14 protein-coding genes are annotated in these 15697 nt (G+C 64.2%); 5 read left to right on the top strand and 9 right to left on the bottom strand.

Annotation, left to right across the window (positions count from 1 at the left end; all coding sequences use genetic code 11):
- Positions 1 to 315 precede the first annotated feature (315 nt).
- The 3 genes from ACFZAI_RS15450 (at position 316) to ACFZAI_RS15440 (ending at position 3365) form a co-directional block, all read left to right on the top strand.
- Entirely contained in the window at positions 316 to 1608 is a 1293-nt protein-coding gene (locus tag ACFZAI_RS15450) for a M20/M25/M40 family metallo-hydrolase (protein WP_391567680.1), read from the top strand.
- A 103-nt stretch (positions 1609 to 1711) separates the two neighbouring features.
- A complete protein-coding gene (gene ugpQ / locus ACFZAI_RS15445) occupies positions 1712 to 2461 on the top strand; it encodes a glycerophosphodiester phosphodiesterase (RefSeq protein ID WP_391567679.1) in 750 nt (249 codons plus the stop codon).
- Positions 2462 to 2474: 13 nt separating this feature from the next.
- A complete protein-coding gene (locus ACFZAI_RS15440) occupies positions 2475 to 3365 on the top strand; it encodes a 23S rRNA (adenine(2030)-N(6))-methyltransferase RlmJ (protein WP_391567678.1) in 891 nt (296 codons plus the stop codon).
- A 116-nt stretch (positions 3366 to 3481) separates the two neighbouring features.
- Here the strand turns inward: ACFZAI_RS15440 and ACFZAI_RS15435 are convergent, their stop codons facing one another.
- The 3 genes from ACFZAI_RS15435 to ACFZAI_RS15425 form a co-directional block, all read right to left on the bottom strand.
- Positions 3482 to 4918, bottom strand: coding sequence for a dihydrolipoyl dehydrogenase (locus ACFZAI_RS15435; RefSeq protein ID WP_391567677.1), 1437 nt, complete (start codon positions 4916 to 4918; stop codon positions 3482 to 3484).
- A 322-nt stretch (positions 4919 to 5240) separates the two neighbouring features.
- A complete protein-coding gene (locus ACFZAI_RS15430; RefSeq protein WP_391567676.1) occupies positions 5241 to 5972 on the bottom strand; it encodes a glutathione peroxidase in 732 nt (243 codons plus the stop codon).
- 205 nt (positions 5973 to 6177) lie between these two features.
- Positions 6178 to 6378, bottom strand: coding sequence for a heavy-metal-associated domain-containing protein (locus ACFZAI_RS15425; protein ID WP_391567675.1), 201 nt, complete (start codon positions 6376 to 6378; stop codon positions 6178 to 6180).
- Between the two features lie 163 nt (positions 6379 to 6541).
- On the opposite strand from ACFZAI_RS15425, the gene ACFZAI_RS15420 reads away from it, so the two are divergent.
- Together ACFZAI_RS15420 and cueR are read left to right on the top strand one after the other, a co-directional pair.
- A complete protein-coding gene (locus tag ACFZAI_RS15420; RefSeq protein WP_391567674.1) occupies positions 6542 to 8821 on the top strand; it encodes a heavy metal translocating P-type ATPase in 2280 nt (759 codons plus the stop codon).
- 17 nt (positions 8822 to 8838) lie between these two features.
- The gene (cueR, locus tag ACFZAI_RS15415; RefSeq protein WP_391567673.1) at positions 8839 to 9231 is read left to right on the top strand and encodes a Cu(I)-responsive transcriptional regulator; all 393 of its coding nucleotides are present in this window, start codon (positions 8839 to 8841) and stop codon (positions 9229 to 9231) included.
- Positions 9232 to 9384: 153 nt separating this feature from the next.
- On the opposite strand, the gene rlmD is transcribed toward cueR, so the two are convergent.
- The 6 genes from rlmD to ACFZAI_RS15385 all read right to left on the bottom strand — a co-directional run bounded on the left by rlmD (position 9385) and on the right by ACFZAI_RS15385 (position 15633).
- Positions 9385 to 10920, bottom strand: a complete 1536-nt coding sequence (rlmD, locus tag ACFZAI_RS15410) for a 23S rRNA (uracil(1939)-C(5))-methyltransferase RlmD (protein ID WP_391567672.1) — start codon at positions 10918 to 10920, stop codon at positions 9385 to 9387.
- 105 nt (positions 10921 to 11025) lie between these two features.
- Positions 11026 to 12207 carry an MFS transporter gene (locus ACFZAI_RS15405; RefSeq protein ID WP_391567670.1) on the bottom strand — a complete coding sequence of 394 codons (1182 nt, stop codon included), beginning with the start codon at positions 12205 to 12207 and terminating at the stop codon, positions 11026 to 11028.
- A 96-nt stretch (positions 12208 to 12303) separates the two neighbouring features.
- On the bottom strand, positions 12304 to 13221 hold the full coding sequence (locus tag ACFZAI_RS15400) for a LysR substrate-binding domain-containing protein (protein WP_391567669.1): 918 nt from the start codon (positions 13219 to 13221) through the stop codon (positions 12304 to 12306).
- Positions 13222 to 13243: 22 nt separating this feature from the next.
- Positions 13244 to 13591: an Imm51 family immunity protein gene (locus tag ACFZAI_RS15395; RefSeq protein WP_391567668.1), complete on the bottom strand. Its 348-nt coding sequence runs from the start codon at positions 13589 to 13591 to the stop codon at positions 13244 to 13246.
- Between the two features lie 241 nt (positions 13592 to 13832).
- Positions 13833 to 14585 carry a TorF family putative porin gene (locus ACFZAI_RS15390; protein ID WP_391567667.1) on the bottom strand — a complete coding sequence of 251 codons (753 nt, stop codon included), beginning with the start codon at positions 14583 to 14585 and terminating at the stop codon, positions 13833 to 13835.
- Between the two features lie 421 nt (positions 14586 to 15006).
- Positions 15007 to 15633: a hypothetical protein gene (locus ACFZAI_RS15385; protein WP_391567665.1), complete on the bottom strand. Its 627-nt coding sequence runs from the start codon at positions 15631 to 15633 to the stop codon at positions 15007 to 15009.
- Positions 15634 to 15697 lie beyond the last annotated feature (64 nt).

The following is a 15697-nucleotide window of genomic DNA, read 5'->3' as shown; positions in this document are numbered from 1 at the left end:
CGCACGAAAACGCATAAAAAAAGGCGAACTTGATTCGCCCTATTCCCATACCGGTTATTACCGGATCAGCGGGCGGATTTTAGCATTTCTCATTCATATGGGAGCTTGAGATTCTCTTCAGATTTTTCTGAGCTCGTTCAATCTGTCCCCGCCGCATGGAACCCTGGCGCCGTCAACCCGGGAAATACCTGTTTCGGGCGCGTTTATGCGTCCGTATCTTGGTTTCCGGGTTTGGCCCCGCGCAATGCGCGGCCGCCCGACGCCGCGACTTCCGCCGGCGCCCCTTTCCCACGCAACAGTTAAAGGGTTCGATTCATGCCACTCACCTCCCCCCGCCTGCACGTCCTGCGCACCTGCCTGGCTCTGGCCTTTCTGGGCGGCGCTCACGCCGCGCTAGCCGCCCCCGTCGGCCCCGTGCACGAGGCCGCGCAAGCCCAAAAGCAGGGCATGCTCGACACCATGCGGGATTTGGTCAATATCGAATCCGGCAGCAAGGACGTTGAAGGCGTCGAACGCATCGCCGAACTGATCCGCGACAGGCTGAAGGCGCTGGGCGGCAAGGTGGAGATCATCCCGGCCACCGACGTGTTCCGGCTGGACGACACCCCCGAGAAAGTCGGCCCCATGGTCCACGCCGAATTCAAGGGCACCGGCACCAAGAAAATCATGCTGATCGCCCACATGGACACGGTCTACCGCAACGGCATGCTGAAAGACCAGCCGTTCCGCGTGGATGGCGACAAGGCTTACGGCCTGGGCATCGCCGACGACAAGCACGGCGTGGCCACCATCATCCACACGCTGACGCTCCTGCAAAAGCTGGATTTCAAAGATTTCGGCACCTTGACCGTGCTGATCAACGGCGATGAGGAAATCAGCTCGCCCGGCGCCCGCAGCACCATCACGCGCCTGGGCGCCGACCAGGACGCCATCTTTTCATTTGAAGGCGGCGGTGTGGAACCCCGCCTGACGCTGGCCACCAGTGGCATCGGCGCAGCCTACCTCACGGTACAAGGCAAGACCTCGCACGCGGGCGCCCGCCCCGAGGGCGGCGTGAACGCGCTCTATGAACTGGCGCACCAGCTGCTGCAACTGGACAAGCTGTCCAAGCCCGAAGACGGGTTGAAGCTGAACTGGACGGTCGCCCAAGCCGGCACCAACCGCAACGTTATTCCTGGCCAGGCCACCGCCCAAGCCGACGCCCGCGCGCTGCGCGTGTCGGACTTCGACGCCCTGGCGCGCACGCTGGAAGAGCGCGTGCAGAAAAAGCTGCTGCCGGAATCGAAGGTCAGCGTGAAGTTCGAAGTACGCCGCCCGCCGCTGGAAGCCACCGAAGCGTCGCGCGCGCTGGCGCAGCACGGCGTGAAGATCTACCAGGAGCTGGACCTGCCGATGAAGGTGGTTGACCGCGCCAGCGGCGGCGGCACCGATGCCGCCTTTGCGGCCTTGAAGGCGCGTGGCCCGGTCATCGAAGGCATGGGTCTGAGCGGCTTTGGCGCGCACTCCAATGATGCGGAATACATCCAGATCAACAGCATCGTGCCGCGCCTGTATCTGGCCAGCCGGATGATCATGGACGTGTCGCAGGACAAGGTGCCGGCCAAGTAAGCCGCTTTCCGCCGCCGCGGCCCGTCGGGGCCGGGCGGCAAATCGCCCCCCAAGAAGGAGTATCCTTGCAACCCTGTCCATAAGAACCCCAAGCAACACCAAAATGACCGCAAAACTCCCGTCCTGGCCCTATTCCCGTTACATCGCGCACCGCGGTGGCGGCCGTCTGGCTCCGGAGAACACGCTGGCCGCCATGCGCGTGGGCGCCGAGCACGGTTTCACAATGTTTGAATACGACGTGAAGCTGAGCCGCGACAACGTGCTGGTGCTGATGCACGACGACAACGTCGATCGCACCTCGAACGGGCAAGGCCCGGCCGCGGACAAAACCTACGCCGAACTGGCGCAACTGGACTTTGGCAGTTGGCACTCGGCCGCCTACGCCGGCGAACCGCTGCCCACGTTTGCCGCCGTCGCCCGCTACACGGTCGCCAACCACATCGCCAGCAACGTCGAAATCAAGCCCTGCCCCGGCCGCGAAGCCGAAACCGGCGCCGCCGTGGCGCTGGCCTGCAAGCAATTGTGGGCAGGCGCCAGCACGCCTCCGCTGCTGTCTTCCTTCGCCGAAGTAGCGCTGCAAGCCGCGCTGGAAGTGGCGCCCGAGATCCCGCGCGCGCTGCTGGTGGAAAAGGTGCCGGCCGATTGGCGCGAACGTCTGGTCAAATACGACTGCGTCGCCCTGAACATCAACCAGAAAGACGCTACCCGCGAACTGATCGACGCCGTGCATGCCGCCGGCTACCGGATCGCGGCCTGGACCGTCAACGACCCCGAACGCGCCCGCTTGCTGCTGGACTGGGGTATTGACGGCATTTTCACCGACGAGCTGGCCGCGATCCGGCCGGCCGCCTGAGGCAGAACGCCCCGTGTTCAGTTACCGCCACGCCTTTCACGCCGGCAACCATGCCGACGTGCTCAAGCACGCCATCCTGGTTCACACCCTGGATTACTTCAACAAAAAAGACGCGCCCTATTGGGTCGTGGACACGCACGCCGGCGCCGGCCTGTACAACCTGGACGGCGACTGGGCGAACAAGACGTCCGAGTTCGTCGACGGCATCGGCCGCCTGTGGGAGGCCAAGGACTTGCCGCCGCTGCTGGCCGACTACGTGGCCCGCATCCGCGACTACAACACCAATGGCCGCTTGAAGCGCTACCCCGGTTCGCCGTGGCTGGCGCTGGACGTGATGCGCCCGTCGGACCGGCTGCGCCTGTTTGAAATGCACCCGACCGAAATCGACACGCTGGTCGTCAACCTGGAACACCAGGGCCGTGCGGCTCAACGCCAGACGACCATCTACGGTGACGACGGTTTCGAAGGCGTCAAAGCCCTGCTGCCGCCGCCGACGCGCCGCGGCATGGTGCTGATCGACCCATCGTACGAAGACAAGCACGACTACCGCCGCACGCTGATCACGGTGAAGGAATGCATCAAGCGTTTCGCCACCGGTACGATCGCCGTGTGGTATCCGCTGGTGCAACGCCGTGAAGCCAGCGAAATGGCCCGCCATTTTGAAAACCTGAAGGTCAAGAGCTGGCTGCACGCGACGCTAACCGTCAAGAAGGCGACGATTGACGGCTACGGCCTGCACGGCAGCGGCATGTTCCTGATCAACCCGCCGTGGACCTTGCACGAAGGGTTAAAGCAAGCGATGCCGTACCTGGCCCGCGAACTGGGGCAGGACGAACGCGCGGGCTTTACGTTGCAATACCGCGAGAATCCGTTCCCCGTGCCGAAGAAGCAGTCGGACGACTGACGGGTTTTGTGCGAAAAAAAGCCGCGATTTTCATCGCGGCTTTTTTTATGGACGGCGCTGATGGACGGCGCTGATGGAGGGCGCGCGATACGACGATCGCGCGCGCCCCATCGCCATCAAGCGGTTTCCTGCTCCGCCGCCTCGCTGCGCAACGCTTCCTGCGCCCGAGCCAGCTTCGCCGCGGCGTCGCGCAACGCGGTCCGCAGGCCTTCTTCGATCACCGGGTGGTAGAACGGCATTTCCAGCATGCGCGCCACCGTCAGTTCCTGCTGCACGGCCCAGGCCAGCAGGTGACCGATGTGTTCGGCGCTCGGGCCCACCATCTCGGCGCCCAGGAAGCGGCCCGACGCGATGTCGGCGTACACATGCAGCATGCCCTTGTTCTTCAGCATGACGCGTGAACGGCCTTGATCGCTGAAGTCCACTTCGCCGACCACGAAGGTGCCCGGGATCAACCGGCCATAACCCTGCCCCGCCAAGGCAATTTGCGGGTCCGAGAACACCACCGCCAGCGGCGCGCGGCGCAGGCCCTGGCGCACTTCGGGGAAGCGCGCCGCGTTTTCACCTGCGATGCGGCCTTCGTCAGCGGCCTCATGCAACAAGGGCGCATCCGCATTGGCGTCACCTGCGATGAAGATGGGCAAATCGCCCGCCTGCATCGTTTCCCGGTCGAACACCGGCACACCGTGCGCATTCAATTCCAGCGACGTGTTCTCCAGGCCTAGGCCGTCGACGTTCGCGCGGCGGCCCGTGGCCACGAGCGCATAGTCAAAGCGTTCCGTGCGTTCGCTGTTGTCCAGCGTGACATAACGCACTTCCACTTCGTCGCCCACGCGGGTGGTTTCCAGCACGCGCGCGTCCGGGTCCAGATAGAACTCGCGCTGGAAAATCTTGCGGGCGGACTGGCGCACTTGCGGGTCGCTGATGCCGCCCAGGCTGCCGCTGACGCCAAAGACGCGCACATCCACGCCCAGCCGCGCCAGCGCCTGGCCCAGTTCCAGCCCGATCACGCCGGGGCCGAACACGGCCACGCGGCGCGGCAGGTCGTCCCACGCAAACACATCGTCGTTCACGACCAGGCGGTCGCCCAGCGCACGGAACGGCGGCGGCACCGACGGGCGCGACCCCGTTGCGATGACAACGCGCGACGCATGCACTTCAGTGTGTTCATCCACGCGCAGCACCGTATCGGACACAAAGCGGGCATAGCCGCGCAGCTTGTCTTCGGCGGGAATGTTCTCAACGCCTTCCAGCACAAAGCCCACAAAGCGGTCACGCTCACGCTTGACGCGGTCCATCACTTCCACGCCGTCCACCGAGACCTCGCCACTGACGTGCACGCCGAACGCCTCGGTATGCGCGGCGTTGTGGGCGGCTTCGGCTGCGGCGATCAGCAGCTTGGACGGCATGCAGCCCACGCGGGCGCAGGTGGTGCCATAGGGGCCGCCTTCAATCAGCAGCGCGCGCTTGCCCGCGGCCTTCGCGGCGCGATAAGCGGCCAGACCAGCGGTGCCGGCGCCAATGACGGCGATGTCGGTGTGCAGAGTTTTCATGATTGGGGTTCCCCTATCGGTTGCGGGTAGCAGGGATTCAAAAGGCGAGTTCCGCCTTGAGTTCCGCCTTATTACGCATCCTTGCGACGAACGGCGTCCGGCGGCGCCCGTGAGGGGCCGCAGCAGGCATGCGATAAGGGTGCGTAAAAAGGGAAACTCGATCGGCCTGGGCTGGCCTTTAACTTGGCCAGCACAACTTGGTCAGCTTCAATGCGTATCAGCCTCAGCCTGGCGGCAACGGGGCGGCGAACCTGCGCCGCCCCGTTGCCGCCAGTTGGGCAAGGAATGCTCCCCTGCCCGGCTGACAAACTGGCTGACTGACTTAGGCTGCGAAGTGCGCCTTCAGGTCTTCCAGGCCGCCGATCAGCGCGCCATTGATGAACACCTGAGGAGCGGTGCCCTTGCCGGACACAGCACCGATCACACGGCCGCGGACCTTGTTTTCCAGCGGGATTTCGATCGGGGCGTAGCCCTTTTCATCCAGCAGCGCCTTGGCTTCCACGCAGAACGGGCAGCCCGGCTTGGAGAACACGACCACCTGGTCGGGCTTCTTGGCCGTCGGGGCAATGTGAGCCAGCATCGTGTCGGCGTCCGACACTTCAAACGGGTCGCCTTCCTTTTCCGGTTCGATGAACATCTTTTCGACGACACCGTCCTTCACCAGCATCGAATAGCGCCAGCTGCGCTTGCCGAAGCCCAGGTCGCTCTTGTCGACCAGCATGCCCATACCTTCGGTGAACGCGCCGTTACCGTCGGGCAGCAGCGTGATGTTGGCCGATTCCTGGTCCTTGGCCCATTCGTTCATCACGAACGTATCGTTGACCGACACGCAGACGATGCTGTCAACGCCGGCGTTGAAGAACGCGGGAGCCAGTTCGTTGTAGCGCGGCAAGTGGGTGGACGAGCAGGTCGGCGTGAAAGCGCCGGGAAGCGAGAAGACGACAACCGTCTTGTTCTTGAACAGATCGTCGGTCGTGACCTTCTTCCACGTGTTGTCTTCACGGACGGGGAACGTTACGTTCGGAACACGTTGGCCTTCGCGGTTTTGCAGCATTCAAATCTCTCCTTGGGTAGCGGGGTTTGTGTAACCACCATGGAAAGAATGATAAATCCCAGCTATCGATTAATCAAATTTAATTAACTAAATTGATCGATAGCTTTTTGCAATGAACAAATAACCGCTGGAAAAGACGAACTATCATAAACCGCTTTCCCAGCGGGGCAGCGCTAAGGCTTACACGCGCGGCTTACACGCGGGCTTACACGCGCGCCGGCTCGTAGCCCGCGTCACGAATGGCGGCTTCGACTTTGTCGGCCTGGTCCGTCCCCGTGACGGTCACGCGGTGCGTGGGCAAGTCCACGGAAACGGTCGCGCCGGGGGCCGCCTGATTCACCGCGCCCGTGATGGTCTTCACGCAATGGCCGCAGGTCATGTCAGGCACTTGGAATTCGATGCTCATCGTTTTTCTCCGTAAGGTCTTCAGGGTGGCGGGACGGTTTTTCCACGCCATGTCGCGCACTTTAAACGTTCCCATCATGGCAAGGTCAAGCGTAGAATACCGCTTGACCTTCCCACCATGGGAAGGATGACACTGCAACCTCCTCACCAAAACGAGAACAGCCATGAGCGTTGCCAGCCCCTCAACCACCCAGTTGGAACTTGCCATTGAAGGCATGACGTGCGCGTCGTGCGTCAAGCGCGTGGAAAAGGCCCTGACCCACGTTCCCGGCGTTGCCCTGGCTCAGGTCAACCTGGCGACCGAACGCGCGCTGGTGTCGTATGACCCGTCTTCGGCCCAGCCGCAAGCGATGGTCGACGCCGTCATCAAGATGGGTTACGAAGCCCGGCCCATTGCCGCGCAGGACGATCACGCCGAACGCCAATCCCAAGCCCGTGACGCCGAAGCGCAGCGCTTGCAGCGCGCCTTCACCGTGGCGCTGGTGCTGACCTTGCCGGTGTTCCTGCTGGAAATGGGTTCCCACCTGATTCCCGCCATGCACCATTGGGTGCTGGCCAATATCGGCCAGCAAAACAGCTGGCTGCTTCAATTTGTGCTGACCACCGCCGTGCTGGTCTGGCCCGGCCGCCATTTCTTCACCAAGGGGTTTGTTGCCTTGTGGCGCCGCGCGCCCGAGATGAATTCCCTGGTGGCGCTGGGCGCGGGCGCGGCGTGGGGCTATTCGGTGGTGGCGACCTTCGCCCCCGACTGGCTGCCCGAGGCGGCGCGCAACGTCTACTTCGAGGCCGCCGCCGTCATCGTGACGCTGATCTTGCTGGGCCGCATGCTGGAAGCGCGCGCCAAGGGCAAGACCGGCGCCGCCATCAAGCGCCTGATCGGCCTGCAACCGCGCACGGCGCGCGTCATGCGGGATGGCCAGGCGCTGGATGTGGAAATCGAAAAAGTGAAAACGGGCGACATCGTGGTCGTGCGGCCGGGCGAAAAGATTCCGCTGGATGGCGACATCATCGAAGGCACGTCCTACGTGGACGAATCCATGCTGACCGGCGAACCCGTGCCTGTTGAAAAGCAGCCCGGCATGCAAGCCACGGGCGGCACCTTGAACACATCGGGCAGCTTCACGCTGCGCGTCACGCACACCGGCGCCGACACCATGCTGGCCCGCATCATCCGCATGGTGGAAGCGGCCCAAGGCGCGCGCTTGCCCATCCAGGCGCTGGTCGATCAGGTCACCGCCTGGTTCGTGCCCGCCGTGATGGCCGCCGCTCTGCTCACTTTCCTGACCTGGTTTTTCCTGGGGCCCTCGCCCGCGCTGTCGCATGCGCTGGTGAACGCCGTCGCCGTGCTGATCATTGCCTGCCCCTGCGCCATGGGGCTGGCCACGCCCACGTCCATCATGGTGGGCACGGGCCGCGCGGCCGACATGGGCATGCTGTTCCGCCAGGGCGATGCCTTGCAAACGCTGCGTGACGTGAACGTGGTGGCCTTTGACAAGACCGGCACGCTGACGCTGGGCAAGCCCACGCTGACCGAACTGGAACCCGCTGCGGGCCATGATGGCGACGAGGTGCTGCAATGGGTGGCATCGGTGCAGGCGCGCTCCGAGCACCCGATTGCGCTGGCCATTGTGGCCGCCGCAGCGGAACGAAAGATGGAACTGCTGCCTGCCGACGGCTTTGCCGCCATCACCGGGGCGGGTGTCGAAGCCACCGTCGCCGGCCGCAAGGTGCTGGCGGGTGCGGCGCGTTTGATGGCCGAGCGCGGCGTGGACGTCAGCGCGTTTGGCGCGCGCGCCACGGATTGGGGCAATGAAGGCAAGACGCCCATCTACGTGGCGATCGACGGCCAGGCGGCCGCCATGATGGCCGTGACTGACCCGATCAAGCCGTCGGCCGTGTCCGCCATCGCGGCGCTGCATGCGCAGGGCTTGAAAACCGCGATGATCACCGGGGACAACCGCTACACGGCCCACGCCGTCGCGCGCCAACTGGGCATTGATGAAGTGCGCGCTGAAGTGCTGCCCGACGGCAAGGTGGACGCCATACGCACGCTGCGCGAAGGCGGCCGCAAGGTGGCGTTCGTGGGCGACGGCATCAATGATGCGCCGGCGCTGGCGGCGGCCGATACGGGTATCGCCATTGGCACGGGTACCGACGTCGCGATCGAAGCCGCGTCGGTGGTGCTGATGGCCGACGACTTGCACGGGGTGTCCAACGCCATCGCGCTCAGCCGCGCCACGCTGGCCAACATCCGCCAGAACCTGTTCTGGGCATTCGCCTACAACGCCGCGCTGATTCCGCTGGCGGCCGGCGCTTTGTACCCGGCGTTCGGCTTGTCCTTGTCGCCCATCTTCGCCGCGGGCGCGATGGCCTTGTCCAGCGTGTTCGTGCTGGGCAATGCGTTGCGCCTGAAGGCGTTCCGGCCGCGCGCGGCGCAGGCCTGATCTACCGGAGACCCTTCATGAATATTGGTGAAGCCGCGAAAAGCTCGGGCATTTCGGCCAAGATGATCCGTTACTACGAAAGCATCGGCCTTATCGGCCCGGCCGTGCGCACGGACTCGGGCTACCGCGTGTATAGCGACCACGACCTGCACACGCTGCGCTTCGTGCGCCGCGCGCGCGACCTGGGCTTTTCTGTAGAGCAGATGAACGAGCTGCTGGCGCTGTGGAAAGACCGCAGCCGCGCCAGCGCCGACGTCAAGCGCATTGCGCTGGAACACGTCAAGGAATTGGAGCGCAAGGCGCAAGCCCTGCGCGATATGGCGGCTACGCTCAAGCATCTGGCGCAGAATTGCCATGGCGACGACCGCCCGGATTGCCCGATTCTTGAGAACCTGGGGCAGTCGCATTAAGGCTAAGGCGAAATAAGACTGAGCCAAAATATGACTGAGCCGAACTAAGACTAAGCCGAAATAAGACTACGGCGCATGCCTTCAGCCGGGTTTTTCCCGGCGGGACAATGCATTACAACGGGCCGGCATTGCGACCGGCCCGATTGCATCGGACTAGCTCTGCACTTCGCCCGTGGCTTGCCCGGCCTGTTCAGCCTGTTGCGCTTCCTCCGCTTCCGCCGCAACGCGCGCGTGATACGCATCCGTTGCCGCTTGCTTGGACGCCGCCTTTTCTGCCGCTGCGGCAGCCTTGGCTTCTTCCGCCGCAGCAGCATCCGCCGCGGCCTGGATGGCGCGCTGGCGGGCACGTTCCTTCACTTCGGCAACGCCCGCGGCATCCAGCGATTCGAACACGGCGATGGATTCCACATGCCCCGTGTGCGGGAACATGTTGATCACGCCGGCGCTCTTCAAGACATAGCCGCCTTCATGCACCAGGATGGCGGCATCGCGCGCCAGCGTGGCCGGGTTACAGGACACGTAGACGATGCGGCGCGGCCGTTCTTCCGCCGACAATTCCGACAGCGCCTGCGACACGGCGTGCGCGCCTTCGCGCGGCGGGTCGATCAGCATGCGGTCGAAGTAGCCCAGGCTGCGCAGCCAATGCGCATCCACTTCAAACAGGTTCAGCGTGGCGAAGCTTGTGCGGTCGCCCAAGCCATGGCGCGATGCGGCGTCAAACGCGCGGTCGGTCAGCGCCTTGCTGCCTTCCACGCCCACGGCTTCGCGGCCTTGAGTGGCCAGCGGCAAGGTGAAGTTGCCCAGGCCGCAGAACAAGTCGGCCACGCGGTCAGTGGGCTGCACGTCCAGCAGCTTCAACGCGCGCGACACCATCGCCCGGTTGATGGCGTGGTTGACCTGCGTGAAGTCAGTGGGCCGATACGGCATGCGCAGGCCGAACTCCGGCATCGTGTAGCACAGCGTGTCGTCGTGTTCGCGCTCCAGCGGATGGACGGTTTCCGGACCTTTGGACTGCAACCACCACTGCACGTTGTGCTCGGCGGCGAAAGCGCGCAGGATGGCGATGTCGCCGTCGGTCAGCGGCAGCAGATGGCGCAGCACCAGCGCCGTCACGCCTTCACCCAGCGACACTTCAATTTGCGGCATGCGGTCGGGCGCGGACATCGAGCCGATCATCGCGCGCAGCGGCATCAGCAAGTCGCTGACGTGACGCGGCAGCACATGGCATTCGCGCATGTCGGCCACATAGCTGCTCTTGCGCTCGTGAAAGCCCACCAGCACGCCGCCCTTCTTCGGCACGACCCGCACCGACAGGCGCGCGCGATAGCGGTAGCCCCAGGTCGGGCCTTGCAACGGCGGCAGAATCAGCGCCGGGCGCAGCTTGCCCACGTGCCAGAAGGTGTCTTCCAGCGAACGCTGCTTGATGGCCACTTGCGTGCTGGGCTCCAGGTGCTGCATGGCACAGCCGCCACAGACGCCAAAGTGCGGGCAGCGCGGCGCAACCCGTTGCGACGACGGGCGCAACACTTCGTCCACCCGCGCAATCTCATAGGACGGCTTGCGGCGCAGCGTCACGGTGGTGACCCGCTCGCCCGGCAAAGCGCCTTCCACGAACACCACTTTCCCGTCGCGGCGGGCGATCCCCCTGGCTTCCAGATCCAGGGACTCGATACTCAAAACGTCTGACATCTCACGCAGTCCAGAATTACACGCAACCCATGATTGTAAAAGGACTCCGGGCTTTCACGGAAATGGTCTTTGAGAGGGCCGGAGCACCGCGCCCTGCACTGGGGGTCAGGTGGCTTGCCGGACGCGGCGCTGAGACGATTGCAGCCATACCGCCACCATCGCCGCCCCAGCCGCCACCGCCCCCATCAAGGGCAGCGCCGGCAGCCCCGCCCAGGCGATCGTCAGGCTGCCCAGCCCGCCGCCCACCGCGGTTCCCAGGTTGAACGAGGCAATGTTCAGGCCCGCCGCTACCGCCGTGGATTGCGGCGCGTGGCGTTGCGCAAGCTTCAACAGGCGCAGCGTCAGCACGGTCACGATGCAGAAAAACACCAGCCCCAGCGCCCCCGCCAGCCCCGCCACCATCCAGGCGGAATGCCGGGCCAGGTACAGCCCCAGCAAAGTGGCGGCCAGCCCTGTCAGCGCCAGCAGCGCGGCGCGGTCCGGGTCCATTTTGTCGACGAGATAACCGCCCAGCAGGTTGCCGGCAATGGAAAACAGCCCGAACAGCAGCATCGCGGTGCTGAGCCAGGTGACGTCTGCCCCCGAGAGTTGCAGCAGGTAAGGCGAAATGAAGGTGAAGAAGCAGAACGTCGCCACGCTGACCAGCGCGCCCACTCCAGCTGTCATCAGCATGCGCGGGTGGGCGATGGCCCGCAAACCCGCCCAGGCGCCCGGCCGCTTTTGCGGCGATTGCGCGCCGGCGTCGTTGGCGGGCATGCACCACCACAAGCCTGCCATCCCCACCAGCGCCAGCCCGCCGATGGCGGCAAAGACCACGCGCCAGGACCAGACGCTGCCCAGAAAAGTGCCCAGCGGCACGCCCAAGGCCAGCGCCAGGGTCAGGCCGATCCACACCACCGCCACCGCCCTGCCCGCGCGCGCCTCGTCCACCAGCCGGGTGGCCGCATCGGACGCTACCGCCATGAACACGCCATGCGCCAAGCCCACGACAAATCGCACGACCAGCAAGATGGGCAGGGTGGCGGACACGCTCATCAACGCGCTGCCCATCGCCAGCACGGCCATCGCGCAGCCCAGAATGCGGCGGTCGCGCCAATGGGACACCAGCGCGGTGATCAAGGGTGCGCCAATGGCCGCGCCAAAGGCGTAGGCGGCGATGGCGCTGCCCACCGCCTCGATCCGGGCGTGCAAGCCATCGGCCATGGCGGACACAAGCCCCGCCACCACAAATTCAGACAGGCCGAATGCGAACGTGCAAACGGAAAACAAATAGACAGCAACAGGCATGGCGCATCCCGGCTCAGCAACAGGAATGCCGAGGTTAAGGAAATGCCCTCACGCCGTAAAATATATTATTTGTGGATCAATAAGACGAAAAACGTCTTATTTGATGGGGAGAATCGCGTCGATCAGGCGATCGCGGACTGGAGAATCCCGGCCCGGATTCCACGCCATCAGCAGATCCAAATGCTGCATCGGCGCAGGCGCATCCACCGCAATGGGCCGGAACACGATATCGCCCCGCCCCGGCTGGGCCAGCGACGCGGGCAACAGCGCCACGCCAAAGCCCGCCGACACCAGCGCGGCCACCGTTTGCAACTGCCGGGCCTCTTGCGCCACGCGCGGAACGAAACCCGCCGCTTGGCAAAGCTGAATCAACTGATCGTGAAAGCCCTGCCCCAGCCGACGCGGCGACGCCACAAAGGGCTCGTGTTTCAAGGCGGCCAGCTCCACCACGGCGGCGGCCGCCAGCGGATGCGCCGCCGGCAACGCCACGTGGATGGGCTCGCTTAGCAAGGTCTTGAATTGCAGGCTGGGCGTGGTGGCCCCTGGCGCGCGCATGAAGCCGATATCCGCCCGGCCGGCCTCCAGCGCCTGCACCTGCTCCTGCGTGGTGGCCTCTTGCAGCGTGAACGCGACGGCCGGGTAAGCGTTGCGAAAGTCGCGCAGCGCGCGCAGCAGCGACGGGTAAGGCGCGATGTTGATGAACGTCAGCGTCAGATGCCCATCCATGCCCTGCGCCACCCGCCGCGCGTGCGCCACGCCTGATTCCAGCGAATCCAGAATTTGGCGGGCCGATTCCAAAAACGCCGTGCCTGCGGGCGTGAGCGCGACGCTGCGGTTGGTGCGTTCGAACAGGGTGGCGCCGATTTCACTTTCCAGACGGCGTATGGCCTGGCTAAGCGGCGGTTGCGCCATATGCAGCCGCTGCGCCGCGCGATTGAAATGCAAGGTTTCAGCAACGGCGACAAACTGCCGCAACAAGCGCGTTTCAATCATCGAGATAGTCGGCTGCCCCATTCGTTTGGCCCGCTTCGAAAAATCAATCCAGCTCGGCGCGCGAAAACAGATCTTGCACCAGGCGTTTGTCTTCGCACGCGGCCTTGAATGCCAGGCTAAACGCCTTGAGGGCGTCGCTGTCCTCCGAATACGCGCAGAAGGTATCCGCTTCGGGATCAAAATCGATCTGATCAGAAAGTTCGGGCATCTTCTCGTTCAGGAAGACTACCGCCAACGACACCCAGTCGTAACCGGTACCCAAAAAGCCCTCTTCCCTTCTGCGCCTGAAGACTTCGGCCTTGTACTCCCCCGCGGTGAGGATTACCGAATAGCTGCCTTCATATTCCGTCCAGGAAAATGGCTTGATTGATTCTTCAAAATCGATGGTCACTGCGCTCGAAGCTCCTTGAATAGCCTGCCGCCACGGTGGCGGACATGCGTCGACGCCGCGCAAAACGCGTGTGCGCGGCGTCGCGGCCGCGACCATTAAAGGCAATTATCGGGATTCCCGCAAACCGGGCGCGGATGTTCAGAATAAAAAAAGGGGAATTGAAGGGGACTGCCCCATCAGGCAGTCTCCATCAATCCCCCCAAAGGTCGACGCCGATGAAAGCGCCGCCACGGATTTCACATCAGAACGAGCGCGCGACGGAGAAGACGGCGCCCAGGCGGCCGGACGGGTGGCCGTACTTGGTGGGCAGCCAGTTGTCCTTGGTGGCGCCCACGGCGGCCAGCCCCAGTACCCAGCCCTTCAAGTCCTTCGTCACGCCGAGCTTGTAGTCGACGTAGTGGCCAATGGAATCGCCGTCCATGTTCGTTTGGTTCTTCAGCTTCTGATAGCCCAAGTGGCCCAGCAAGCCCCAGCCGTCGCCCAGATCAAACGTGGCGGTGCCGTCCAGATACCAGGTGCCTTTGCTGTCAGGCGTGCTGAAAAAGTCGCTGGGCGTGTAGGAATACTTCAGCGAGTAGTTGCCGTAAGACGCGCCCAGATAAAGATCGGTGTTGTTGTAGTTGCCACCCTTGGGCGAGCTCGAACCCGGGTAGTAGTAGTGCAGCACCCCGGCGTCCAGCGTGAAGCCGCCGCCCACGTCACCCTTCCAGCCGCCGTAGAAATCCATCTCCAGATTGCCGTCGGTGAAGACGAAGTTGGACACGTTGGAGTTCCAGTTGCCCAGGTAGAAGCCCGAGCTATGGGTCAGGTCGATGCCCAGTTGCACGGCCGGCCGGAAGTCCGTCTGAGAGTAGCCGCGGAAACGGTAGTCGCTGGCGATGGTGGCGTTACCGCTGAGCGAAAAACCGCCCCCCAGATCGGTGGGTTCGGCCTGAGCCGTCGAGGCGAAACAAGCGGCAAGCGCAAAAGGCAAGGCTAGCAACGTCTTCTTCATGGTGCGGAGTCCTGATCGGATTTAACGAGGAGGAGGACGGCCTGTGGCGCATCCATCTGACCGGCTTTGCAGCGGTTATTACCGGCTCACTTTCCATGAAGCAATGTCCGTGCCAGGTTTCAACCCGGTGACAAACGGCTTGCAGCGCGTTGAATTTTTGCGGCCCTGCACCAGAAGCGTGCAAGCGGCGGCGTGGCGATGTGGGCGGATGCATCAAAACGGGGAATCCGCGCCAACGTGGTTCATCGGGCGAAATAGGGTCCCGGGTGCGTAGGAACGGGTGGCCGCGGGGGCCGATAAAAAAAGCCCTGGCATGCGTGGGGCATGGCCGGGGCTGGGCGGGCCTTGCCCGCTGCCGTTCAGGCAGCGGGTGTTGGCGGGCTGACGTTGCCGAACGAGGCGGCAGCGGGCGCCAGCGGGCTTAGTTCGCTGCGGGCGGAGGCGGCGGGGGCACGTCACCGGCAGGCGGCGGCGGGGGCATACCACCGCGGCCCTTGCCATGGCGCTCTTCCATCTTGGCGTGACGTTCCTGCATCTTGGCTTCGCGTTCCTTGACGATCTTCGTCACTTGGCCGCGCTGCGTATCGTTCAGGCTGTCCCAAACGGCCAGCCATTGGTCGCGCACCTGCTTGGCCTGCGTGCTGAATTGATCACGCGACTGCTCGGATTGCGTCGCCAGCGCACGCGGGTCCAGCTTGTTGCTGTCCAGCTGCGACTTCAGCAGATCATGGCGCTTGGCGCCGGCGGCGCGCATGGCGTCATGCAAGCTGCGCTGGCCGTCCTGCGCGGTTTTGAACAAGGCCTGCTGCTTGTCGTCGAGCTTCAGCTGGTCAACCTGCGCCTTGGACACGGGGCCCAGGCCGGGAATGAACAAGCCGTCGCGCATGCCCTTATGGAACTCGCCGCGCGGGCCGTGGTGCTGCATGGCGGCGGGGCCACCATCAGCGGGAGGCGGCGGTGCGGCCACGGCGGAGCCCGCCACCAGAGCGCTCGTCGCGGCGACAAATGCAAGAGCGGCCAAATTGGTGCGAATCGCGAATCGGGACATGTGTGTCTCCTGAAAGTGAAGAAAGCGAGGCCATTGTGCGGTCCGCCTGGTTTCAACCAGGTTT

Origin of the sequence: Achromobacter sp. NPDC008082, assembly GCF_042957345.1 — a bacterium.
In the GTDB taxonomy this organism is placed as follows: Bacteria; Pseudomonadota; Gammaproteobacteria; order Burkholderiales; family Burkholderiaceae_B; genus Achromobacter; species Achromobacter kerstersii_A.
Note: the sequence above shows the minus strand (reverse complement) of the source record. Positions and strands in the feature narration are given on the sequence as shown.